We start from the raw sequence: 23,074 nt of genomic DNA on the forward strand, positions 1-23,074 counted from the left end.
AAAGTTAACACAGTTATAACACATTGACATATATCGATATATTGATTTTTTTCGAAAAAAACTGTATTATAAGATGTCAATATAATTAATTAAACCGTCATCACATGGATGAGGTTAGTTATGTATATACATATGTGTAAGGAAAGGATATTACTATGCATTGTGCTCAAAAAATGACCCATAATATCTACTGGATTGGTAGTAATGACTGGACAACTGAACGTTTTGAAAACTTATTCCCTATTCCAAATGGTGTAAGCTACAATAGCTATTTCATCGATGATGAAAAAACTTGCGTTGTAGACTCTGTTGATGCAGAAATTCGCGAAGAATACTTTGACAACTTATCCCACCTTTTAAATGGTCGTGATCTTGATTACATCATCGTAAACCATATGGAACCTGACCACTGTCAAACATTGTTAGAAACATTGGAACGCTATCCAAATTGTAAAATGGTTGGTAATGCAACAACATTCCGCATGTTCGAACAATTCTACCGCACACCAAAGCCTGATCAATATTACACAGTAAAAGAAGGCGACGAAATTTGCTTAGGTAAACATACTCTTGTATCCTACACAATGCCTATGGTTCACTGGCCAGAAGTAACTTGTACCTATGAAAAATCTACAGGTACATTGTTCTCTGCTGATGCATTCGGTACATTTGGTACAATCAATGGCAACATCTTTGCTGACCAAACTGATTTCGTAGCAACCTATGAAGATGAAGCTCGTCGTTACTACACAAACATCGTTGGTAAATACGGTCCTCAAGTACAAAATGCAATTCGCAAGGTTTCCGGCCTTGAAATCAAACGCATTGCTCCACTTCATGGTCCAATCTGGCGTACACCTGAAACGATTGAATATATCTTGCACAAATACTTACACTGGTCCAGCTACACAGCTGAGAAAAAAGGTGTTGTTATCGCCTTCGGTTCCATGTATGGCAACACTCGTGACATCGCTCAACAATTGGCTAAACAATTGTCTAAACGGGGTGTTACAGATATTAAAATCTACGATGTTTCCAAAACTAATCCTTCCTACATCATCGCTGATGCTTGGAAATATACAAACTTGGTAACAATTGCACCAACTTATAACTTGAACCTATACCTTACTATGGAAAACTTCATTCACGAGTTAAAAGCGCTTAACTTCCAAAATCATAAGGTATCCATCATCGGAAACCATTCCTGGGCTTCCGCTGCAATGAAAACAATGGTTGCTCATTTCGAAAACGACTTCAAAGATATTGAAATCGTATCCCAACCTCTTGATATCAAATCCTCTTTAAAAGAAGAAGATATCCCATTAATCGAAAAAATGGCAGACGATATCAAAGCATCCATCGATGCACAAGAAATTAAAGAAGTATTATAATATACATACTAAAAGCCGTCCTTCGGGGCGGCTTTTTAAAACTCTTATGAAACTATAATAATTCTACTATTTTGTTCTTGACATAAATCTAACTTTTTCATATACTATACAAGTACCTGTTACACAACAGAATACATGGAGAGGTGTCCGAGCGGCTGAAGGAGCATGATTGGAAATCATGTGTGCGGTTATACCGTACCCAGGGTTCAAATCCCTGTCTCTCCGCCACATAAAAGAAGGTTATCCGATGGATGACCTTCTTTTTCTATATACAAGCAAAAAGGGACTGTACTTATACAGTCCCTCTCATTTATTTTACATGTATTTGTTTTGCTACTTCTTTAATGATATCAGGATTTGTTCGGCAACATCCACCGATTATATTCGCACCAGCTTTGCGCCATACATCAACATAGTCGATAAAGCTTTGTTGTCCACCTGACCATGTTTTGGTTTCTCCATCATAGGTTTCACCAAGATTTGGATAGACAGCAATCGGTTTATTAGTTACAGACCGTATATCTTTAATCAAGGATTCTACATATTCCGGCGCTGTACAGTTAATCCCTATGCCCGTCACTTGACGCACCTTATCGATCATTTCAGCGCATTTAATGATGGTCTCTCCGCTTGAGATATGATGTTCATCTTTGCAAGAGAAAGAAATCCATGCAGGAATGCCTTTTGTCGTAAGCGGATCACACAAGGTACGGGCAATGGCAATAGCCTCATCATAGCACGGCACCGTTTCACAGGCTAACACATCGGGATTTTCTTCGCAAAATAATGCTATACGAGGAATATGGAATACTTCCAAATATTCGGTTTGTACACCATAATCACCACGATATTCAGAGCCATCTGCCAAGAAAGCACCATATGGGCCAACAGAGGCGGCTACTAATGGTTTTGGTAAGGCCCCTTCAGAGAAGTAACGGACACTGCCATCTGGCAATTGTTCACCTAATGTAATGCCACGCAATGTAAGCGCATCATTCGCTTTAGCTTCTAAAAATTCATTACGTGCTTGCACGGCTAAACGAACGGATAACTTCACCAAATCTAGTGCTTCTTCTGTACCATACCCATGAGCTTTAAACCCGGCTACAGTTGCTTGATAACCGGAACTTTCAATAATATCTGCTCCGGCCGCCAAATAGGAAATGTGAACTTTTTTGATGATCTCTGGATTTTCAATAAGCATCTTAGATGACCACAACTCATCATGAATATTACATCCATGGCGCTCTAATTCTGTACCGAATGCACCATCTAGTACAAGAGGTCCATTTTCCTTTACAATCTTCAAAAATGCTTTCCGTTTAGCCATTCTATCACCTATTTCAAATCTTCTGCAGGTGGTTCTTTACCAAACCACTTTTTATAAATCTCTGCATATTTACCATTAGCCTTAATTTTGGCTAATCCATCGTTTATTTTACCAAGTAACTCCGTATTACCTTTTTTCACAGCAATACCAAGTGGCGCCGCATCATAGTCTTCACCGGTTACTTTAGCAATGATAACATAAACATATCATATCACCCTATATATCCTAGGTCAATAATTCCTACTATATAAATATGTTTTATTTGGTATAGATTATATCTATATATCAAAGACAATCCCCAAGTCATCTCCATATAAAAACGCTCTCTACGAATTATATTCATAGAGAGCGTTATTCGCAATCCCATTAGATGAGATTCATATTATTTAGCTGTTTTTTTATCTTTAATGTACATAGCTACCTTGTACAAGAATGCACAGAGTAACAAGTACATTACAATACTGAGGTATGTTGCTTCTGGTGTTTCTACCCATTCTTGAGCAAATACATCAATACCTGCAATACGAAGTACGGCACTGAACAAGGAACCAATAGCACCACCGGCTACAAGACCGGATGCAATTGTACTACCTTTGGAGAATCGAAGGTCTGCCAACGCTTTATCGTTTGTACTATTTTGTACAAAGTATGCAATCAAACCACCAACTAGTAATGGGGTGTTGATTTCCATAGGTAGATATGTACCTAATGCAAATGCCAACGGTGGAACTTTCACCATCCATAAGATGATTGCAAACAATGCGCCTGCCATGTATAAAGGCCATTGTGCACTACCACCAGTCATCATTGGTTCAATGATGGCAGCCATTGCATTCGCTTGAGGAGCATTCAATGCATGGTCCCCTACGAAACCATAGGCACCATTTAATAAGATCATGACACCTACAGAAAGTACAGCACAGAGAATGGTACCAACGATTTGCCATTGTTCCATTTTTTTAGGTGTAGCACCTGTCATGTGCGCTACCTTAAGTTCGGACATAAAGTTACCGGCCATACCGATGGTTGTACCGATAAAGGATGCCATCATGAGGACTGCAATCATGCCGACTTTACCAGTCATACCAGCAGCTGTTAAGCATACAGCAGAAATGATAATCATAAAGATTGTCATACCGGATACCGGTTCTGTACCAGTATACGCAATAGAGCTAATACCTACTACAGCAAGTAAGAAGGACATAATTAGAACGATTAAGAATGCTACGCCTGTTTGCGCGAGGCTTTCAGAATACATAAAGTGGAAGTATACGGCAAATAACACAGTACATAACAAGATGCCTGCACCAATCCAAGATGTAGGAACATCACGTTGCGTACGGAGCAAGTTAACTTCTGTAGTTTTGGATGTGAATATATCTAAAACTGCTTTTTTAACAACGCTGCCAACCACCTTAGACATGCTCAAAAGACCAATGATGCCGGCCATGGCAAGCATACCGATACCAATATGACGCACATAATCAAGGAATACCTTACGAATTGGAGCATCCGCTAAAAATACAGATTGACCATTGATGTGCATCACATGTTCTGGCGCTAAGAAGTATACAATTGGAATACATACGAACCAAGAGAAGAAGGAGCCCGCTGCAATAATCGCTGCATAGCGAAGGCCTGTAAAGTAACCAAGACCGAGCAATGCTGCATCAGTGTCTACGGCAGCCGTCAATTTAGTTTGGTCGGCTAAGGCAGCGCCCCATTTAAACGTAGCTGTACGAATGACCTCTTCCCACCAGCCAAGGCTGTTTAGAATAAAGTCATATACGAGAGCAATAAGGCCAGAACCTAACATCAATTTAGCTTTACTACCTTCATTACTCATCAATACTTCAGCTGCAGCGCGACCGCTTGGGAATGGATACACATAGTGCATTTCTTCTACAAAATAGCGACGGAACATAACGCATAATAGAACACCAAGTACGCCACCGAGAATAATTGGAATTGCCATTTGTGTAAAGGTTACATCTGTTACACCCCAAATGTAAAGGGCTGGCAAGAAGAACATAGCCCCAGCTAATGTGTTTGTACTAGAGCTGGCGATTGCTTGAATGTGTACGGTTTCAGCAAACGCATTTTTCCGTTTCAAAATAACTGCTGTACCCATGGCAAGTACAGATACTGGAGCAAAGGCATCTACTGTTTGACCAATTTTCAAACATAGATAGCCAACAGCCAGTGTAAAGATTGCTGCATAGAACAGGCCCCAAAATACTACGTATGAATTAATTTCTTCGTAGTCCTTTTTAGGATCAAGTACCGGTTCTACGGGCGGAATAGAACGAGTTTCGTCCGACATAGTAAAACCTCCTCATAAAAAACACAAACGTATATCTATCCACCTTTATACTATCACGGCATTATATACGATTCAATTGCTTTATATGCATAATACGAATATTTTTACACATTATGCACCGATAGACTTTGCATTTTATGTACTACTAGTCTACAATTAAGATATATAGGCTAAATAGGTCTAACTATGGTATCAACCAATTATATATTCAATACATTCTCTCAAGGAGGCTTATTATGGAACCAATGGTTGAACGTTTTGTACGCTACACAAGCATAAATACACGGTCTAACGAGGAAAGTACAACGATTCCCAGTACGCAAACGCAAGTTGATTTTGCTACCAATGTGCTTGTTCCTGATTTGAAAGCAATTGGTCTTGATGAGGTCATCTACAATCGAGAAAACGGATTTGTCATCGGTACATTAAATGCTAACACAGATGCAAAGGCCCCTTCTATTGGTTTTATCGCCCATATGGATACGGCCGACTATAACGCAGAAAATATTAAGCCACGCATCATTGAAAACTATGATGGCAACGATATTTGCCTCAACGAAGAACATCAGATTTTCACACGTCGTACAGATTTTCCTAATTTAAAGAACTATATTGGTAAATCCTTGGTCGTAACAGATGGTCTCACACTACTCGGCGGTGACGACAAGGCTGGCATCTGCGAAATTATGGAAGCCCTCTCCTATCTCGTGGCTCATCCAGAAATCAAACACGGTAAAATCATGTGTGCCTTTGGCCCTGATGAAGAAATTGGTACTGGCGCAGATCACTTTGATGTGAAACAATTCCCTGTTGATTTTGCCTATACGATTGATGGTGAAAGCCTAGGTCAACTCGAGTATGAAACATTCAATGCGGCTGGCGGTACTGTAATGCTCAAAGGCGTATCGGTTCACACGGGTACAGCAAAGGGTATCATGATTAATTGTGCTAAACTGGCTATGCAATTTGACGCGTTATTACCTGGGGCGGCCGTTCCTGAACACACTTGTGGTCGTCAAGGTTTCTTTATGCTCATGAGCATGGAAACACAAGTAGATACTGGTAAGATGAACTACATCATCCGCGACCATGACAAAGAATTGTTCGAAGCGAAAAAAGCATTTTTCCTACAAGCAGGTCAAACATTAAACGAAATCTATGGCCGTGAAGTTTGCGAAGTCTCCGTAAAAGATCAATATTACAATATGTACGATATCATTAAAGACAATATGGAATGTGTAAACGTAGCCAAAGCGGCCATGGAAAAAGCAGGTATCACACCTATCTGCGATCCTATTCGTGGCGGTACCGATGGCTCTAAAATTTCTTTTATGGGCATTCCAACACCTAATATTTTTACTGGTGTAGAAAATCTCCATGGTCGTCATGAATTTGCATGTATCGACGATATGAAAAAAGCTGTTGAAGTTATCGTCAACATTGTAAATATCGAAAAATAATACTATAAGATAGCAAAATGACTATCCGAGCAACTGCTCGAATAGTCATTTTTTATTACTCTATAAAATTGTATCCCCAATGTCAAACATCGTTTTATACAAGTTTACCATTACGTTTACGATTTCTAATTTGTTCTTCTTCAGCACGTGCTTTCATGGAAAGATCTTTATCTGTGCCTACATAACGGCCATAGAATAAATAATAAGCAACTAAGGCAACAAGGGCTACTACAACAGTTACATGGAACATGCTTGTATAACCGACTACCTCCTTAATGGCACCTAAGATATATGGACCAAAGCCAAGGCCCACATCCAAGGCGATAAAGTATGTTGATGTAGCAACACCAATGCGGTGTACCGGTACAATTTTAACAGTTACCGCTTGACCATTAGACATGAATGTACCATAGCCAAGTCCGACGAATACGGCGGATAAAAGTACAAGCCATGTAGAGTGAGCAATGGATAGTAAGAAAATACCAAGCGCTAAAGATACGAAACAAGGATATAAAACGAAGTTTTCCCCTTTCATATCAAATAGAATACCAAGTAAAGGTCTTGTAATAGTGATCACTACGGCATAGACAACGAAGAAGAATGTACCTGCCATAATAAGATCTAAGTCTTTTGTATAGGCCGCCATAAAGCCGATAACACCAGAGTATGCAAAGCCTACAAGCACAGAAACAAGGCTAATAGAATTCATACGAGGTTCAATATAATCGGAAATCTTAATGCCCTTATGAGCTTCAGAATCGATATCAAGCTTAGGTTCCTTAAATTTCATAATTACGGCGCCAATGCCACAAATAACGATAAGTGCAACACAGAATGCGATGATAAAATCATAGCCAAGACTGTGAAGCATTAAAATACCTAAGAATGGACCTACTGCAGCAGCAAGAGAAGTAGATAAACCGTAGTAGTTAATCCCTTCGCCACGACGAGATTGAGGTATAATAGCAGCAATAATCGTACTTGTTGCAGTTGATGTAATACCGTAAGCAAAACCATTTATGAATCGAACGCTATCGAGCATTAACAAGTTAGGTGTGTAGAAGTACATGGCTGTTGAAGCCAAATAAATAAACAAACCTAAGTACAGCATCTTTCGGCAACTTAAGACACTAATAAAGCGTCCCGCTAACAATCGTGCCACGACGGTACCGATAATATATATACCAACAGCTAAGCCTGCTTGACTGGCTGTGGCGTGAAGGTTATCTTTTGCCACTACGGCAATAATAACAATTAATAAATAATAAATCAAAAATACTAAGAAATTAATCAAAGTATCGAGGACAAATGATCTTGTCCATAAGGCCGCCTTAGCCTTATCCATAGTATCAACTCCTATTTCTAAAATATTTGTCAACCATATAATGACATTGGTTAATTATAGACCTCTCATCATAAAAAACAAGAATTAAATAGTTATTTTTGTTATCACTTTTAATTATGACTAATCTCATAGATTTATATACAATAAGCGAATTACCATATCACTTATTTACGTAAATTTTTAATAATAAAAATACCTTTGATAGGTTCTACTCTAATTTACCAGTTAGAATAGACCATCAAAGGTATCCTACTATTATTCAATTATTTTGTTTCTAATCCACAAGCTTTAAAAAATGCTTTATAAGCCTCTGCCTTCTTCACAAGACTCAACGGATAGGCTCTAGAGGTAGATGGCAAACGCGTCAAAGAAAGTTCTCGACCTTCATAAACAAAAGGAATCGTTTCTCCTGTTTTAGGTAGTTTTACCTTTTCAGGTAATAAACTAAGTAAGATTTCTGTAGCCTTGCCACCTGTTGTACCAATATGAGTACAATCTGGTATTTGTGCTAATACGTCAGCGAGAGGAACGGGCTCAACTACCTTTAAAAACGCATCAGATGCATTACCATGCTCACGAATAGCTTTCAATACCGTTGGACAAGAAGCTATACCAATTTGAGATAAAAAAGCTTTAATCTTTTCCGCATCAAATGCTTTTTCTTCCCCTTTTCTAAAATGTTCTTTATCATCAAAGAACACCAAACCGAAAACACGCCACATATCATTTTGAAAATTCGGATAATGAAATTCCATGGCTCGCTTTTCAGATGTTGGTGGAAATGTTCCCATCATCATAACCGTTGCATTCTTCGGCAAGAATGGCGGAAATGGTCTCGTCTCTACAACTTCATTAGAATGTACTTCAACAGTAGTATTATCTTTCACGATACACATCTCCTTATTGTTTATGTTAACCATCTACTCTCACATTAACAAGTTTAGATGATTGATACTATGATAAAACTCACCTTTTATTGAACCATAGGTTGGGTCATAATCGTATTGACCGCATCAAATCCTGTTGGTACAGGAGATACGAGATATAAACATACAACGGCAGCAATAGCAAATCCAATTGCTAGGTAAGAGAAGGTGCCCCGTTTAGGGAATTCATACAAACCAAACATGCGTATGCCAATAGCCGCACCAATGGCTGTAATAAAGGATGGCAATGAGAACATACCATATACGCCAAAGATAACCATCAATCCCGCATAACCGCCTACTACAGTGATCATTGGTAGCATACGATCCATAGAACTCTTATAGTCTCGAGTCAACCCAGATGGATAGTTGGAGCTTTCAATACCGAATAAACCAAGCAAAATGCCGAAATCAACCCAGATAAATTCCCAAATACCTTTAAATGCATTTCTATTACGACCTGCATACCATGCAAAACCTGTAATCACCAAAATAGCCAAGCCAACTAAGCCAAAATAATAGTCCCCACTAATAGTAGGACCTACATAGGCGCCAATAGCGGTTACAATAGCACTGAGAACGGAAAGTACAATGACGCGATGAACAGCAGGACGTTCCCGTTCAGGAATGCGTTTGAACACGGTTGCTAGCAATTCCAATACAAAGCAAGCCATAAAGACAGCAATACCAATAGCTGGGTTAATGAAGATACCAACTACCGTCAAAACCAAAGGAATTAACAAACGCCATTTAGGAAATAATACGAGATCCTTGTAATCAAGGCGTACATCTTGTGTTTCAGATGTGAAATTATTATACACTACAAAGAGGAGCATAAACGCAACCACATCTAGTGGTGTAGCCCCCCAAATCAACAAGGTTGGTACAATAATCATGGATAACGCCACACCAGATATTCTAGATAGGCCGGCGGCGATGAACCCTAGCAGTAAAAATGGTAATAATAATGTTAAATATTCGAACATAATAAACCTCCCATCATCATATAAATCTAAGTATATAGTAATTAACTACAAATTTCTATACCGAATGGGATGAGGTTTATACAGTTTTACCATACGACACCATACAATACTACGTCTTTACTAAGATTGTTGCTGCTTTAATCGGTTTCTTATAACAGACGGGGAACATTCGAGTTGTCGTGCGATAGCTGCAATGGATAATCCTTCCATCCGCAATCTACTAATCTCATTCGTATCTACCTCTAACCGTTTACCACGCAATGCAACACCAGATTCTCGTAAATATAAGGCGACTGTATTGGCTTGTAACTGATAAGCAACCCCTATATCCTTTGTACTCAACCCATGATAGCTATACAAATAGCTCATTTCATCGATAGGCATCACCTTACGCCGCCCACCGCGTATATTGACACCCATGTGATGTAAGATATGTAATACCTTCCATCGTGAAAGCCCCATCATATGGGCAATACGAGTTGTACTATTACCACTTTCATAAGCCTTTTTAATACGATCTGGTTCTACACTATGTATAGAATGGTCATGAGTACACAGCAGCCCATACTCATGTAATCGATTAGATATGGTCGCAGTGGATACATTAAAACGACGGGCCAAGGCTTCAATACTCGTATGACTCACTTCATATAAATTTACCAAGGTTGCGCGATTGATATCTTTACGCGTTTCACGTCGCGCAATCTTATACATCTGCATACGCCTTACAATTGTATCTACACTACACCCAATATAATCGGCAATGTCTCGTAAGGTCCATTTCTCTTTAACATATAGATTCTCTAATAATTGTTTTGGAATATTTCGTACGCTGCGATACATATAATCGCTCCTTTCATAATTTAGGCGAACTATATTCACACACCTATTACACTTATTATGAAAGGCTAGTTATAGTCTTAGCAATAGAAAAAGGGTTCCCAATAGTCACCCCGGTGACCATTGGGAACCCTGCCTTTATCAGGAACAGATATACATTATCGAGCCCTATGACGCAATGCCTTCGGCTTTTCTAATATAAAAGCCCATTTCATACCTTCTTTAATATCATGACGCGACTTGCGAGCCGTCGTCGTTACAGTCTTCGCATGAGTCTCTACATCAACAAGAGGAATTTTTACTTCTTCCATTGCTTTTTGGCGCTTAAATTCTGCTAGGCGCTCAGTCAATGTAGAAACTGCAACCGTTTTACTAGTAGATACTTTATGTTCTTCTCGTTGTTTAGGTTGCTCTTTTTTAGGTTGTTCTGCAGATTGATTATAAGAAATCTGAGTATTAGACGACTGATAGACAGCATCATTAGATGTAGCATTAACCGGAGATTCTTCTATTTTACGTTCAATAGAAATACCGTATTCACGCTCCATATCCTCCCAAGTCTTTTCAGCACCTGAGGTTTCATACTCATCAGTATCTTCAGTCTTTGAGCTTTTCAAAAAGGAGAACACGATATAAGCAATTATAGCTAGAACAAATATAGGATTATGCGTAAAGGCCGATAGTACTGTAGACAAAATAGAGTCCATAGCTACTCCTATTCACCATCTGCTAAATTCTCACGCATCTTAGTGTCTGCAATAATATTATTCATATTGTAGTAATCCATAACGCCAAGATTACCGTTTCTGAAAGCTTCTGCCAATGCTTTAGGAACTTCAGCTTGTGCTTCCACAACCTTAGCTTGCATGTCTTGTGTTTTAGCACGCATTTCTTGTTCTGTAGCAACTGCCATAGCACGGCGTTCTTCCGCACGAGCTTGAGCAATTTTCTTATCTGCTTCAGCTTGGTCTGTTTGCAATTGGGCACCAATGTTACGTCCTACGTCTACGTCAGCAATATCGATGGACAAGATTTCGAATGCAGTACCCGCATCAAGACCTTTACCCAATACAGTACGAGAAATGTGATCTGGATTTTCCAATACATCTGTATGCTCTTCAGAGGAACCTACAGTTGTTACGATACCTTCACCAACACGGGCGATGATTGTCGCTTCACCAGCACCACCAACGAGACGGTCAATATTAGCACGTACAGTTACACGAGCACGAACCTTGAGTTCGATACCGTTTTTTGCTACTGCAGAGATAATTGGTGTTTCAATCACTTTAGGATTAACGGACATTTGAACCGCTTCCAATACATCGCGACCTGCAAGATCGATAGCTGCAGAACGTTCAAATGTCAAAGGAATGGATGCGCGCTCAGCGGCAATCAATGCATCTACGACGCGGTCAACGTCACCACCTGCAAGGTAATGCGCTTCCAATTGATTTACATTAACCTCAAGGCCCGCTTTATTAGCTTTAATCAAAGGCATTACGATTTGAGATGGATTTACACGACGTAAACGCATACCAACTAATGTAAAAATGCCTACGTTAACACCGGCTGCCAATGCGGATACCCAAAGGCCTAATGGCACAACATACAAGAATACCATAATCCCAATCAGTAGAATGGGAATCAAAATTAAAATACCTACATCCATAATAACCTCCATTATATACGACGATGTGGTGAAAGCTTAATCGCGCTTTCTAACAATATTGCGGCCGCCTACAACACGCAGTACCACAATCGGTGAACCGGCATCGATGAAGTCCCCTTCGGTTACAACATCTACCAAATTACCATCAATTTTTGCGATACCTGCAGGGCGCAGTGTAGTATGAGCTACCCCCTCTTTACCAGCTAAGTCATCTAATACATCATTAGATACATAGCCAGCTTTTGTCGTAGATCGTTGCCCTAAGGTAAACAATTTGCCTATCCAAGTCTTTTCAAAGTGATTAAAGAACACGATGATAAGGACAATTAGTAAGGCCGTTAATCCTAGTACTGCATACAGCGCTACCGTTCCTTCTCCAAGAGCTACAAAAACGCCCCAAAGGAATGCACAATAACCGATGAGCCCTAAAATACCGCCCGGTACAACGAGTTCTACCGCCATCAGGGCGATCCCTATAGCCATCCAAATTAAAAACTCCATAGGCCCTCCTCTCTATAATTAATTTTATACAACTTATATACTCATTATACAATATTAAAAATAATTTATAAAGATTCTATAGTACCAACTTTCATGGTATTAAAAGAGCTAGTACTTACATCTCTTTTTCTCCTGTAAAACTATTGTATCTTGATACTTTAAGGAGTTTCAATAATTCAATCTGTTAACCGTTATTTTTGGGATCTAACCTTAATAACATAGCATTAATGGCGACGATGACTGTTGACACAGACATTAGGACTGCTCCTAATGCAGGGCTTAATGTGATACCAATAGGAGCCAAAATTCCTGCAGCTAGAGGGATAGCTATAAAGTTATAACCGGCTCCCCAAAAGAGATTTTGTTTCATTTTACGAGTTGTTTTGTGTGCTAATTCAATAAATGATTCAATATCTCCTGGATCAGATTGAGTCAAGATGACATCAGCTGAATCCAACGCCACTTGAGTTCCTGCACCGACCGCTATTCCAACATCTGCCAAGGCAAGAGAAGGAGCATCATTGATACCGTCACCTACCATGATAACTTTTTTTCCTTCTTCTTTAAGTGTTTTTACTAACTCATATTTGTCTTGTGGAGATTGATTTGATCTATATTCAATCTCTAAATATTCTGCCACGCCTTGAGCTGCTTTTTCATTATCACCTGTTGCCATAATTGGTTGAATATTGTTCTTTTTAAGAACTTTAATTAACTCTTTGCTCGTTGGTTTTAATTCATCCCCTAAAGCTACAGCACCAATAGCATCATCGTTTTCTACTAAGACACTGAGAGTTGCTCCTTTTGGAATATCAATATCCAGATTACGTCCGTAGGCTTTTTGACTGATTAATTGGTAACGGTGTCCGCCTGCTTTACCCTCTACTCCAGCACCGGAAATCACATCAATAGAATCAAAAGATGCTGGACGTATATCTTGCTGCTCGGCGAAACTTATAATTGATTGAGCAATTGGGTGACTAGATCCTCCTTCAATACCTGCCAATAAGGCAATGATTTCCTCTTTCTTATATTTGTTATTAAAAAGTTCAACGTCTAATACTTTAAACTCACCAGTTGTTAAAGTACCTGTTTTATCTAAAATCATCACATCTGCATCTTGAGCTATTTCTAAGGCTTGGCGGTCTTTCACCAGTAACCCACGACTAGCTCCTAAGCTTGTGCTACGGGCGGTGACCAATGGAATAGCCAGACCTAATGCATGTGGACAAGCTATAACTAAGGTAGTGATAGCAAAGGTAACTGCCGTTGGGATATCTCCAATAATCATCCACACTACAAAAGCTATTAGTGCGACAATGACCGCAATATAGAAGAGCCATCCTGCAACCTTTTGAGCAATATTTTCTGCTCTGGAAGGCTGACTTTGAGCTTGGCTGATTAAATTCTGAACTTGAGAGATGAAGGATTGATCACCTGTCTCAAGCACTTTAATATAAAGTACCCCTTCTCCATTTGTTGAGCCTCCGATTACTTCATCGCCAGGGCCTTTTTTTACTGCTTTTGACTCCCCAGTTAGAAGAGCTTCATTTACACGTGATTCGCCACGCTCGATAATCCCGTCTGCTGGCACATTTTCTCCGGCTTGAACACGAATTAAATCACCTATCTTTAAGTCAGCAACTGGTCGTGTTTCAATTGAATCGTCTTCTAATACAACGTGAGCATCTTTCGGCACTAACTTAGCCAATGCTGCTTGTGCGTCTCCTGCTTCTCCAATAGCTTTCATCTCAATCCAGTGACCTAATAACATGATTAATAGTAATGAAGCAAATTCAAAGAAAAAGTCCATCACGTGTTCACCCGTTACGTAGGTGATGATCACAGCATAAATACTGTATAAATATGAAGCACTTAAACCTAAAGAAACTAGAGTCATCATTCCAGGTTCTTTTTGTTTAAATTCGTCAACTGCGCCTTGATAGAATGGACGTCCACCATAAATAATTAATATAGTAGATAAAATAGCTACTACAATATCAGAATATGGAAAAGTAAACTGGAATGGTAGTTCAAATCCATACATAGGGGATAAGAGCATAATAACGATTCCTAGTGGCAATGACTTTAAGAAAAGTTCCTTAAAGCTTCCGTGATGATGGTGGTCATGCCCTCCGTGCCCACTGTGATCATGACCAGCATGATGGTCGTGATGTTGATCCTTATGGTCTCCATGTTCATCTGTGATTCCATGCTCGTGTTTTAACTTATCTATGTCGTCATAATCATGGTGACTATGGGACGAATATCTGTTGTCATTATTCATTTTAAATTCCTCCTTATGCTTAATGATGATGTAAGTGACATTCGCATTGTCCTTCTGGACAATTGCAATCCACTTCTTCTACTGCGAAAGATTTTTTCATCTCTAATATTTTTTCTAGTCGATCTATATCATCGAAGCTTAAAACATGATTTTCAATGATGCTTCCTATTACATTTCCGACTTTCTTATTGCAAATACGGTTAAAAATATCTTCTACATAATCCCTTACGGCTTCTTTCTCTTCAATATTGGCAGTGTAAATAAAATTTCTACCTTCTTGCTCTGTATTTAGTACGCCTTTTCCAACTAATCGACCTAAGATCGTTTTGATAGTGGATTGTGTCCAGCCCATTTTTTCTTGCAATACGGAAATGACTTTTTTACTAGTTACTCGATCATTTGCCCAAACTACACGCATGACTTCCCACTCAGCATCTGTAATATAAGTATTAAGTTCTATTGTGCTCATTTTCCTTTCCTCCTCTTCGTTTACAAGTGTAAACAAATGTGTTTAATGTAAGTTTACTATTGTAAACGAATTATGTCAAGTCTTTTTAATAAATGTAAGCAACACTTATAGCTTTTTATCTCTCCACTTCTATCCCATAATAATTTTCATAGTTTTCCTAAACTGAACAAGGTCAGAAAATTGTTCTTTATTCAAAGAATACTCTTTTTTAATTGCAATATGAAATTGAACAGTATCCAAATCTACAATTTTAATAAGTAAACTAAAAACGACCACTTTCACAGACATCCATCTGATCTAGTAGTCGTTTATTATAAGGAGTAAAAAACAAATTGGGCTTATAAACGCAACGATTTATATGGTAGCCTCACAGCAACTTGAATTATACTTCTGTTTTTTTCAATTGGTCATTACCAACGCCTGTTTTTTGAAGGATTAATAAGATAATACTCATGGCCATGCCTACTACAGTAGCAAGCCCCATGCCTTTCAATACAACAGGACCTACAGCAAGTTCTGCACCGCTAAGACCTACAACAAGGATAACAGATGTTAAGATCATATTAACAGGGTTTGTATAATCTACCTTGCGTTCTACAAGCATGCGTAAACCGGATGCTGCAATGATACCGAATAAGAGAATGGATACACCACCCATAACTGGAACTGGAATAGCATGAATAAGAGCTGCTACTTTACCTACAAAGGAGATAATCATCGCAAGAACTGCAGCACCACCAATTACCCATACGCTAAAGCAACGAGTAATAGCGAGGACACCGATATTTTCACCGTATGTCGTATTTGGTGTAGCACCAAAGAAACCAGAAAGAATGTTCGCAAGGCCATCACCTAATAAGGAACGTTGTAAACCTGGTTCTTTCATCAAGTCTTTTGATACAATGTTGCTCGTTACAACTAAATGACCAACGTGCTCAGCAAATACTACAAAGAGTGCTGGCATAATCATAATAATGGCATTGATATCAAATACAGGCATGCCATAGAACTGTGGTAAAGAGAACCAAGGAGCAGCCTCTACACCAGAGAAATCAACAACGCCCATGAAGGCAGACAAGATATAGCCGGAAACAACGCCAATCAAAACAGGGATTACAGCTAAGAAACCACGGAACACAACAGTACCAAGCAAGGTAACGACTAAGGAAAACATAGAGATAAAAATAGCTTGGCTATGGCTCATGCCTAAATCTTGATTACCAATAAGGCCAGACATACTCATCGCTACTGGTGCTAATTCCAAACCGATAATAGCTACGATAGCCCCCATCGCTGCTGGAGGGAATAACTTATCAATCCAACGAGTACCAATATAACGAACGAGAATAGATAAAATCACAAAGGATAGACCAAATACAACGAAAGCCCCCTTTGCGGCCTCATAACCAAGACCTGCAGATAATACGCCTGCTACAGGAGCAATGAAAGCAAAGCTAGATCCTAAATAGGCTGGAATCTTGCCTTTACATACAAATAAGTATAGCAATGTACCAATACCATTCATAAATAATGCCGTTGCTGGATCGACTTTCAACAAATACGGTACAAGTACGGTAGAGCCAAACATGGCAAATAAATGTTGAAAGCTAAGTGGCAATAATTTACCCAATGATGGGCGTTCTTGAATATCAATAAAATCGTTCATAATTTTCCCTCATACACAACACATATATTATCGTTTATTTGGTGGTACAAAACGTCCCGGTAATTTAGATTCAACCGTTCTATTCGGTCTAAACCGACTCTGCGTTTCCTCGCGCAACGACGGCAACGTTTCCTTATTACCTACTGGTTTAACACCTTCTACGCCACGTCTCGCAATACTTGCTAAAATACCGATGGCCAAACAGTTCATCATTAGAGAAGAACCACCATAGCTAACGAATGGCAATGGCACACCTGTTACAGGTAACATACCACAAACCATGGCGATATTGAAGAATGCTTGACCACTGATGAGAATCGTAATCCCAATGGCTAACCATCTACCAAAAGCATCGTGTGCTCTATTAGCAATACGGAATCCAAAATACGTAAACATGGCCATTAAGAATACGACCAGAATACCACCTAAAAAGCCCATTTCCTGTGCCCAAACAGCGAAGGCAAAGTCCGTATGTGCTTCAGGTAGATAGAAATACTTTGACGTACCATTCAGAAGGCCTTGTCCAAAGAACCCACCTGAGCCTACGGCTAACAAACCTTGTACAGTTTGATAGCCTTTATCCTGTGCATAGGACCAGGGATCAAACCAAGATACAACGCGTTCCCACCGATACGAACTACTACGAGCAGCATAAATACCTACGACAATAGCCCCCATCAAGGATAAGCCAAATATACTTTTCTCAAAGCCAGATAAGAATATTAACAGGTATGAGAAACCTATAATCAATACGGCAGTCCCCATATCTGGCTGTTTAATAGTGAGCAAAGCAAATATGATTGGCCAAAGCAACATATAGCACATATATCTTACGCGTTCAAAAATATAACCTAATGCTACCTCTTTTTGAGACAAACCCTTCTTAGGTTTAATCATAGATGTAAATCTGGGTTTTACCCACGGTTTATCCGCCAATTTAGCTGCTGTCCACATGAGTGCAGCCAATTTAGCAAACTCTGATGGCTGGAACGAGAATAGGCCAAGAGAAATCCACCGGCGCGCACCATTGACCTCTACACCAACCAAATATATAGCCACTAAGGATACTGCGGTCAATCCCATTATCCAAGTCAGTAATTTAGCATTTTGTAATCGACGATAATCAAATCGATACAAAAGGACACCCAAAATAGCAGAAGCCAATAAATAACCTAAATGTCTCGGTGCATAGCCCAACAATCCAGTATCTGTTGTAATCGACCCAACATAGGTGGCACTAAAGATATTAATGCTACCAATCAAGGCCATAAGCGCTATAGGCAATAACATGCCTTGTAGGTCGTTCTTAAACACTTTCTCCCAAAAGTGCCCCTTCTTTTCCCCTTTTTGCACCATATTATGCCTCCTTAGTAACAGTCGGTTTTACTGCTTCTAATCGGAAAATAGGTTGTCCCTTTGCGCTAAATTTCTCTTCATATTCCGTTTTTACATTCGGTAAATCTGTACTATGTAAATCATAGGTGACATTCTTGAGTTCCCACCCACAATTTTTGAACTCCTCTAGAGAGAACATAAACAAGTCTTCATTATCGGTTTTAAAGTGCACTTCGCCATTATCTTTTAACAAACGTGCATAGCGGTCAAGGAATGTATGATATGTTAAGCGACGCTTAGCATGTTTAGCCTTAGGCCATGGATCACAGAAATTGATATAGAATCGATCTACTTCTTCAGGGGCTACAATTTCTTCAATTCCTGCAATATCAAACAAAGATACTTTTGCATTGTCCCGTTGAGCTTCAAAAATCTTTTGTGCTGCATAGTAAATTACACCGATTTGAACCTCAAAACCAACAAAATTTGCATCTGGATATGCTTCAGACATACCCGCAATGAATCGTCCCTTACCAGTGCCTAGTTCCATGTATAATGGTCTTTCTGGATGCGAAAAAGCCTCTCTCCATTTGCCTTTATAAGCCTCTTGTCCTGATAAAATAATGTGTGAATCATACTCGTGGATAGCCTCATCAATCCACGGTTTTCTACGAAGACGCATCGTTACTCCTTATATGTCTATTCTGAAAGTACTATATTACATAACTAATTGTTACCTATCCTTATTATTATAGAAAAATGCTTTACTTTACGTCAATTAGTAATATAAAAAAGCCCCTGTCATTATGAAAAGACAAGGGCTCATCATTAATTAGAAAGCATATTTTCTAAGTATTCAATTTGTTGTGGGCTCAAACCAAGCTCTGTTAAACTTTTCTTAGATGTAGCAAACACCGCATTTGATTTACCAACACGAGTACCTAATGCCGCTGCTGCTACGAGTTCACGATCAAGTTTACCTAGACGTGATCTGTTTCTATTTTGTGGTTTTGGCTTTTTAATACGGAATGTATTATATTTTACAGCTGTTGATGCTTCATCAGCTTTAATTTTGGCAGCCATATTTGTACTATTTGAGCCATTACCTAGTAGAGCACTTAAGCCCACTCGCTTTGGCACAAGTTTATCATAATCTACACCAAACTCAGGGCGTTCTTCACGAAGTTGCTCAAATGTAGCAAGAGCCGCATTCATTTGCTTTAAACCCGCTGCAGAGTACAACTGACGAATAGCAATACTTACCTCTTGAGGTGTCAAAGTACCACGTTCAATAGCAGAAATAATCGTTTCTCTCAAGGAGTCAAGATCTCCGCTAGCTGTATAACGTCCGATTTCAACAAGATCTTTTTGACGTTCATTGAGCTCTTTTGGCACATATATATTAAATTCTGAGATGGAAGGCGCTTTTTTGGTTATCGGTTCTGCGGCACCATTTACCTCACACAGATAACCACTGCTGACTACAGCTAAAGCCACGGCCAAAGTTAAAACCTTTTTCAATGTTTCCAAATCTCCCTTTACACACCAACAAAAGCACATTTACGTTCATATACTAACCAATACAGATTTATAAATTAGTAAAACTGTATCATACATCCAAATGGGTCAGTCTATTTTTATTATATACTACTTCATCTATTATTTATAGTCATATTGATAAAAAACTATAAAATATTTTATTTATAAATACTATTTATAACTCATATTCATATATTCAAAAAGTAGTAGTTTCTATGCTAATTAGCAAGGACTACTACTTTTTAATTCATTCATAAACAATATTTATATAAGTTATATTCTGTAGCGATTTTAACTTAGTAATGCTTTTACATCAGCTACAATTTGTTCTATAGAAACAGGGTTATAGGACAAAAAGTGTGTGTGACTAATCCCAATAAGTTGGAAAATCTGTAGACATATGTAGCTCATTCCAAACAGGAGCATCACCCCATTGAGGGATTGAACGATCTATTTGGCAATAATCAGATAACCGTTTGTAGATAGCAGCAATCGATTCATCTGTAGGCATACAATTTAATATATCTGAAATAGAAAGCGGTCTTGGTGAGTGCATATAGCACCACCAATAGACCGCTTTTAGTCTTCTTTCAAGTGAAAGGCCCCTATGAGCCCGTAACATACTTCTTAGTTGAGCATTTACTCCACCTTCAATACGATTATTTGTTGTAGGTATTGTAATATCAATACATTCCAAAAATGTAAATAAAGTTTGTTGCCTAATCAGACGCCATAATGATGATTCAGCTTTAAGCAAACGCTCATGTGTAGAGCGTTTGTTTCCGAATTCATCAATCGTCATTTCTCGTAAAAAATCAGAATATGTCATTCGCCACGCCGAAAGTTTATTAATCCATATAAAAGCTTGATCCATTGTTTTCACATTAAATAAATCTTTAGCAAGAGTATAAAGGTCCTTTCCTGCTAACGTTTTAGGTCTACTTGTCGTATATCGTCTAACCTGACAAAAACTGTGAAACAGGCATCTTTGGTGACTGCTATGAGGCCAAACTTTACGTAATGCTTTAGGCAAACCATTAGCACCATCAGACACAACGACTTTAGGTTCGGCAATCCGTTCCATTAAACACTGCCAAGCTCTAGCATGCTCATAACGACAGACATACCATCCTAGAACATGAGTATCATTGCAACAAATCAATACACATAAATTCCTAGCTAAGTAAATTCCATCAAGATATACCACATCATGTACTTCTTCCACTTTTGGTGGCAATGGCCATATGGACCAAAATTTAGCGGTTTTACGCCTGAATGTACGACCTTTACCAGGCATATCAGCTTGAATATCGGTGCTGAATAACCAATTCAAGAATAGGCTTAACTCTTTACTTAAATTATTAATTTTAACGGTAAATGCCACCTTACAATGTTTGCAAAACCAACGCTGAGAACCAGATTTTAAAACACCGTGTTTAATACATGTTTCATTACAATCAGGACATTTTATTTGTCGCATAAACTCTTCCTCCATATTTGTTTATATATAGGAAGATATAACCTCATTTTAATCAGTAATTACAAGGGTTAATTGATGTTTTTACCCACACTTTTTGTCCACCCTCAAACTTCTCCAGAAAAAGATTAAACCCTTATAACACTAGTAAATATCTAGTGTTATAAGGGTTTTCACACACACTTTTTGTCCTATAAGCCTAGAAACACCGTATTCCTGCAAAACATACCACAATCTAAGAAAAAGAGCCAGTCCATACAGAACCAGCTCTTTATGTAGCAAAAAGGCGGTACAACCAAATGGTTATACCGCCTTGATTCATCAATTATTCTGCAGTGAATGGCAATAAAGCGATTGCACGTGCACGTTTGATAGATGTAGTCAATTTGCGTTGATGTTTTGCGCAAGTACCGGAAATACGACGAGGTAAGATTTTGCCGCGTTCAGTCGTGAAACGACGAAGTTTTGCAACATCTTTATAGTCGATTTGATCGATATGGTCTGCACAGAAAACGCATACTTTTCTTCTTGGCTTTCTGCCTCTATCTCTTCTCATTGCGAATCCTCCTTTTCGAATTAGTAGGAGTCTCGGACACTAGAACGGGATGTGTTCGTCATCGCCGCCTGTACTGAAACTATCAAAATTGGACCCACCATCGAAAGAATTAGTATTCATATCAAGGGATTGGCCCACAAAGTTCGCTACCACTTCAGTAACGTAACGTTTTTGACCATCCTGAGTCTCGTAGGAACGAGTTTGCAAGCGACCTTCTACAAAGCAGCGACTGCCTTTACGAAGATTACCTGCCGCTTCACCAAGTTTACCCCATGCAACACAATTAATGAAAGCAGTTTGTTCTTTCGTTTCATTGGTCGTAGAGTCAACATAAGTATTAGTAGCAGCTACTGTGAAAGTTGCCACTGCTCTACCAGTTTTAGTAAAACGTACTTCAGGATCACGAGCTAAATTACCTAGAATTTGTACAGAGTTCATCTTTTCTCCTCCAGGCTTTAATTATGCATCGTGTTTAACAATCAGGTGTCTTAAGACATCATCGTTGATTTTCAACACACGGTCGATTTCTTTAATTTCAGCTGGATCAGCTTCGAAATTAACCAATACGTAGAAACCGTCAGTGAATTTTTTCACTGCGTAAGCAAGACGACGCTTGCCCCAACGATCTACCTTTTCTACTGTGCCGCCTACACGAGCAATTAAAGCTTCCACTTTTTCAATGACAGCGTTAGTTGCTTCTTCTTCAGCTGGTTTCACAATAACCATGACTTCGTATTTGTTCATACAAAATCACCTCCTCTTTCGGACTAATGCCCCTATCGACACATAGGGGTAGGAAGTGCTTACCATTAATAAGCTCTACTATTATAACCTAAAATAACAATGAAAGCAAGTAGGTCCTATATAATAAACGGCTCATTATCATTAATGATATAATAGATTTAAAATTCTATAGAAACCTCTTGCGCCAATCTCTTATATATTTTACTATATATAGAGAATTCTAATTA

General features: G+C 38.8%; 21 protein-coding genes, 1 tRNA gene and 1 pseudogene. 3 read left to right on the plus strand and 20 right to left on the minus strand.

Going from position 1 to position 23,074, the window contains the following annotated elements:
- Positions 1-155: 155 nt before the first annotated feature.
- Both HMPREF1477_RS04575 and HMPREF1477_RS04580 read left to right on the plus strand, forming a co-directional pair.
- Complete coding sequence (locus HMPREF1477_RS04575) at positions 156-1,391, plus strand: FprA family A-type flavoprotein (protein WP_005382151.1); 1,236 nt, start codon at positions 156-158, stop codon at positions 1,389-1,391.
- 137 nt (positions 1,392-1,528) lie between these two features.
- A tRNA-Ser gene (locus tag HMPREF1477_RS04580) sits at positions 1,529-1,619 on the plus strand.
- Between the two features lie 82 nt (positions 1,620-1,701).
- Here HMPREF1477_RS04580 and mmuM read toward each other — a convergent pair.
- From mmuM to HMPREF1477_RS04590, 3 genes and pseudogenes are all read right to left on the minus strand, one after another.
- Positions 1,702-2,721, minus strand: coding sequence for a homocysteine S-methyltransferase (gene mmuM / locus HMPREF1477_RS04585; RefSeq protein WP_016475981.1), 1,020 nt, complete (start codon positions 2,719-2,721; stop codon positions 1,702-1,704).
- An 8-nt stretch (positions 2,722-2,729) separates the two neighbouring features.
- Positions 2,730-2,912: pseudogene (locus tag HMPREF1477_RS09555) on the minus strand (transporter substrate-binding domain-containing protein); the annotation flags it as partial.
- A 191-nt stretch (positions 2,913-3,103) separates the two neighbouring features.
- Positions 3,104-5,044, minus strand: coding sequence for an OPT family oligopeptide transporter (locus tag HMPREF1477_RS04590; protein ID WP_016475982.1), 1,941 nt, complete (start codon positions 5,042-5,044; stop codon positions 3,104-3,106).
- Between the two features lie 236 nt (positions 5,045-5,280).
- Between HMPREF1477_RS04590 and pepT the strand changes: the two genes are divergently transcribed.
- Positions 5,281-6,504, plus strand: a complete 1,224-nt coding sequence (pepT, locus tag HMPREF1477_RS04595) for a peptidase T (protein WP_016475983.1) — start codon at positions 5,281-5,283, stop codon at positions 6,502-6,504.
- A gap of 94 nt (positions 6,505-6,598) precedes the next feature.
- Here pepT and HMPREF1477_RS04600 read toward each other — a convergent pair whose 3' ends face one another.
- From HMPREF1477_RS04600 to rpsF, 17 genes are all read right to left on the minus strand, one after another.
- The gene (locus HMPREF1477_RS04600) at positions 6,599-7,849 is read right to left on the minus strand and encodes an MFS transporter (RefSeq protein ID WP_016475984.1); all 1,251 of its coding nucleotides are present in this window, start codon (positions 7,847-7,849) and stop codon (positions 6,599-6,601) included.
- A gap of 263 nt (positions 7,850-8,112) precedes the next feature.
- Positions 8,113-8,745, minus strand: coding sequence for a DNA glycosylase (locus tag HMPREF1477_RS04605; protein WP_050777378.1), 633 nt, complete (start codon positions 8,743-8,745; stop codon positions 8,113-8,115).
- A 77-nt stretch (positions 8,746-8,822) separates the two neighbouring features.
- Positions 8,823-9,761, minus strand: coding sequence for a hypothetical protein (locus HMPREF1477_RS04610; RefSeq protein WP_016475985.1), 939 nt, complete (start codon positions 9,759-9,761; stop codon positions 8,823-8,825).
- 120 nt (positions 9,762-9,881) lie between these two features.
- Positions 9,882-10,604, minus strand: coding sequence for a helix-turn-helix domain-containing protein (locus HMPREF1477_RS04615; protein ID WP_009661656.1), 723 nt, complete (start codon positions 10,602-10,604; stop codon positions 9,882-9,884).
- 155 nt (positions 10,605-10,759) lie between these two features.
- The gene (locus tag HMPREF1477_RS04620) at positions 10,760-11,308 is read right to left on the minus strand and encodes a hypothetical protein (RefSeq protein ID WP_016475986.1); all 549 of its coding nucleotides are present in this window, start codon (positions 11,306-11,308) and stop codon (positions 10,760-10,762) included.
- An 8-nt stretch (positions 11,309-11,316) separates the two neighbouring features.
- Positions 11,317-12,273, minus strand: a complete 957-nt coding sequence (floA, locus tag HMPREF1477_RS04625; RefSeq protein WP_005377705.1) for a flotillin-like protein FloA — start codon at positions 12,271-12,273, stop codon at positions 11,317-11,319.
- Positions 12,274-12,309: 36 nt separating this feature from the next.
- Positions 12,310-12,774 (minus strand): NfeD family protein, encoded by a 465-nt coding sequence (locus HMPREF1477_RS04630; RefSeq protein ID WP_016475987.1) that lies wholly within the window; start codon positions 12,772-12,774, stop codon positions 12,310-12,312.
- A gap of 184 nt (positions 12,775-12,958) precedes the next feature.
- A complete protein-coding gene (locus HMPREF1477_RS04635; protein ID WP_016475988.1) occupies positions 12,959-15,061 on the minus strand; it encodes a heavy metal translocating P-type ATPase in 2,103 nt (700 codons plus the stop codon).
- Between the two features lie 19 nt (positions 15,062-15,080).
- Positions 15,081-15,530 carry a CopY/TcrY family copper transport repressor gene (locus tag HMPREF1477_RS04640; protein ID WP_016475989.1) on the minus strand — a complete coding sequence of 150 codons (450 nt, stop codon included), beginning with the start codon at positions 15,528-15,530 and terminating at the stop codon, positions 15,081-15,083.
- Positions 15,531-15,912: 382 nt separating this feature from the next.
- Positions 15,913-17,196 (minus strand): uracil permease, encoded by a 1,284-nt coding sequence (gene uraA / locus HMPREF1477_RS04645; protein ID WP_016475990.1) that lies wholly within the window; start codon positions 17,194-17,196, stop codon positions 15,913-15,915.
- Positions 17,197-17,223: 27 nt separating this feature from the next.
- The gene (locus tag HMPREF1477_RS04650; RefSeq protein WP_016475991.1) at positions 17,224-18,552 is read right to left on the minus strand and encodes an FtsW/RodA/SpoVE family cell cycle protein; all 1,329 of its coding nucleotides are present in this window, start codon (positions 18,550-18,552) and stop codon (positions 17,224-17,226) included.
- A gap of 1 nt (position 18,553) precedes the next feature.
- Positions 18,554-19,213 (minus strand): tRNA (guanosine(46)-N7)-methyltransferase TrmB, encoded by a 660-nt coding sequence (gene trmB, locus HMPREF1477_RS04655; protein WP_016475992.1) that lies wholly within the window; start codon positions 19,211-19,213, stop codon positions 18,554-18,556.
- Between the two features lie 146 nt (positions 19,214-19,359).
- Complete coding sequence (locus tag HMPREF1477_RS04660; protein WP_009661654.1) at positions 19,360-20,052, minus strand: hypothetical protein; 693 nt, start codon at positions 20,050-20,052, stop codon at positions 19,360-19,362.
- Positions 20,053-20,437: 385 nt separating this feature from the next.
- The gene (locus HMPREF1477_RS04665; RefSeq protein WP_016475993.1) at positions 20,438-21,550 is read right to left on the minus strand and encodes an IS1249 family transposase; all 1,113 of its coding nucleotides are present in this window, start codon (positions 21,548-21,550) and stop codon (positions 20,438-20,440) included.
- A gap of 322 nt (positions 21,551-21,872) precedes the next feature.
- On the minus strand, positions 21,873-22,103 hold the full coding sequence (gene rpsR / locus HMPREF1477_RS04670; RefSeq protein WP_004693795.1) for a 30S ribosomal protein S18: 231 nt from the start codon (positions 22,101-22,103) through the stop codon (positions 21,873-21,875).
- A gap of 39 nt (positions 22,104-22,142) precedes the next feature.
- The gene (locus HMPREF1477_RS04675) at positions 22,143-22,541 is read right to left on the minus strand and encodes a single-stranded DNA-binding protein (RefSeq protein ID WP_005382135.1); all 399 of its coding nucleotides are present in this window, start codon (positions 22,539-22,541) and stop codon (positions 22,143-22,145) included.
- Positions 22,542-22,562: 21 nt separating this feature from the next.
- Positions 22,563-22,847 (minus strand): 30S ribosomal protein S6, encoded by a 285-nt coding sequence (gene rpsF, locus HMPREF1477_RS04680; protein WP_005377647.1) that lies wholly within the window; start codon positions 22,845-22,847, stop codon positions 22,563-22,565.
- Positions 22,848-23,074 lie beyond the last annotated feature (227 nt).

Source organism: Veillonella sp. HPA0037 (assembly GCF_000411535.1).
In the GTDB taxonomy this organism is placed as follows: domain Bacteria; phylum Bacillota; class Negativicutes; order Veillonellales; family Veillonellaceae; genus Veillonella; species Veillonella atypica.

Excerpts from the sequence above, each read along its gene's own strand:
- HMPREF1477_RS04575 (WP_005382151.1), top strand. The coding sequence starts at position 156 with ATGCATTGTGCTCAAAAAATGACCCATAATATCTACTGGATTGGTAGT.
- pepT (WP_016475983.1), top strand. The coding sequence starts at position 5,281 with ATGGAACCAATGGTTGAACGTTTTGTACGCTACACAAGCATAAATACA.
- trmB (WP_016475992.1), bottom strand. The coding sequence starts at position 19,213 with ATGCGTCTTCGTAGAAAACCGTGGATTGATGAGGCTATCCACGAGTAT.
- HMPREF1477_RS04620 (WP_016475986.1), bottom strand. The coding sequence starts at position 11,308 with ATGGACTCTATTTTGTCTACAGTACTATCGGCCTTTACGCATAATCCT.
- floA (WP_005377705.1), bottom strand. The coding sequence starts at position 12,273 with ATGGATGTAGGTATTTTAATTTTGATTCCCATTCTACTGATTGGGATT.
- uraA (WP_016475990.1), bottom strand. The coding sequence starts at position 17,196 with ATGAACGATTTTATTGATATTCAAGAACGCCCATCATTGGGTAAATTA.
- mmuM (WP_016475981.1), bottom strand. The coding sequence starts at position 2,721 with ATGGCTAAACGGAAAGCATTTTTGAAGATTGTAAAGGAAAATGGACCT.
- HMPREF1477_RS04590 (WP_016475982.1), bottom strand. The coding sequence starts at position 5,044 with ATGTCGGACGAAACTCGTTCTATTCCGCCCGTAGAACCGGTACTTGAT.
- HMPREF1477_RS04615 (WP_009661656.1), bottom strand. The coding sequence starts at position 10,604 with ATGTATCGCAGCGTACGAAATATTCCAAAACAATTATTAGAGAATCTA.
- HMPREF1477_RS04630 (WP_016475987.1), bottom strand. The coding sequence starts at position 12,774 with ATGGAGTTTTTAATTTGGATGGCTATAGGGATCGCCCTGATGGCGGTA.
- HMPREF1477_RS04665 (WP_016475993.1), bottom strand. The coding sequence starts at position 21,550 with ATGCGACAAATAAAATGTCCTGATTGTAATGAAACATGTATTAAACAC.
- HMPREF1477_RS04675 (WP_005382135.1), bottom strand. The coding sequence starts at position 22,541 with ATGAACTCTGTACAAATTCTAGGTAATTTAGCTCGTGATCCTGAAGTA.
- HMPREF1477_RS04600 (WP_016475984.1), bottom strand. The coding sequence starts at position 7,849 with ATGGATAAGGCTAAGGCGGCCTTATGGACAAGATCATTTGTCCTCGAT.
- rpsR (WP_004693795.1), bottom strand. The coding sequence starts at position 22,103 with ATGAGAAGAGATAGAGGCAGAAAGCCAAGAAGAAAAGTATGCGTTTTC.
- HMPREF1477_RS04640 (WP_016475989.1), bottom strand. The coding sequence starts at position 15,530 with ATGAGCACAATAGAACTTAATACTTATATTACAGATGCTGAGTGGGAA.
- HMPREF1477_RS04610 (WP_016475985.1), bottom strand. The coding sequence starts at position 9,761 with ATGTTCGAATATTTAACATTATTATTACCATTTTTACTGCTAGGGTTC.
- HMPREF1477_RS04605 (WP_050777378.1), bottom strand. The coding sequence starts at position 8,745 with ATGTGTATCGTGAAAGATAATACTACTGTTGAAGTACATTCTAATGAA.
- HMPREF1477_RS04635 (WP_016475988.1), bottom strand. The coding sequence starts at position 15,061 with ATGAATAATGACAACAGATATTCGTCCCATAGTCACCATGATTATGAC.
- HMPREF1477_RS04650 (WP_016475991.1), bottom strand. The coding sequence starts at position 18,552 with ATGGTGCAAAAAGGGGAAAAGAAGGGGCACTTTTGGGAGAAAGTGTTT.
- rpsF (WP_005377647.1), bottom strand. The coding sequence starts at position 22,847 with ATGAACAAATACGAAGTCATGGTTATTGTGAAACCAGCTGAAGAAGAA.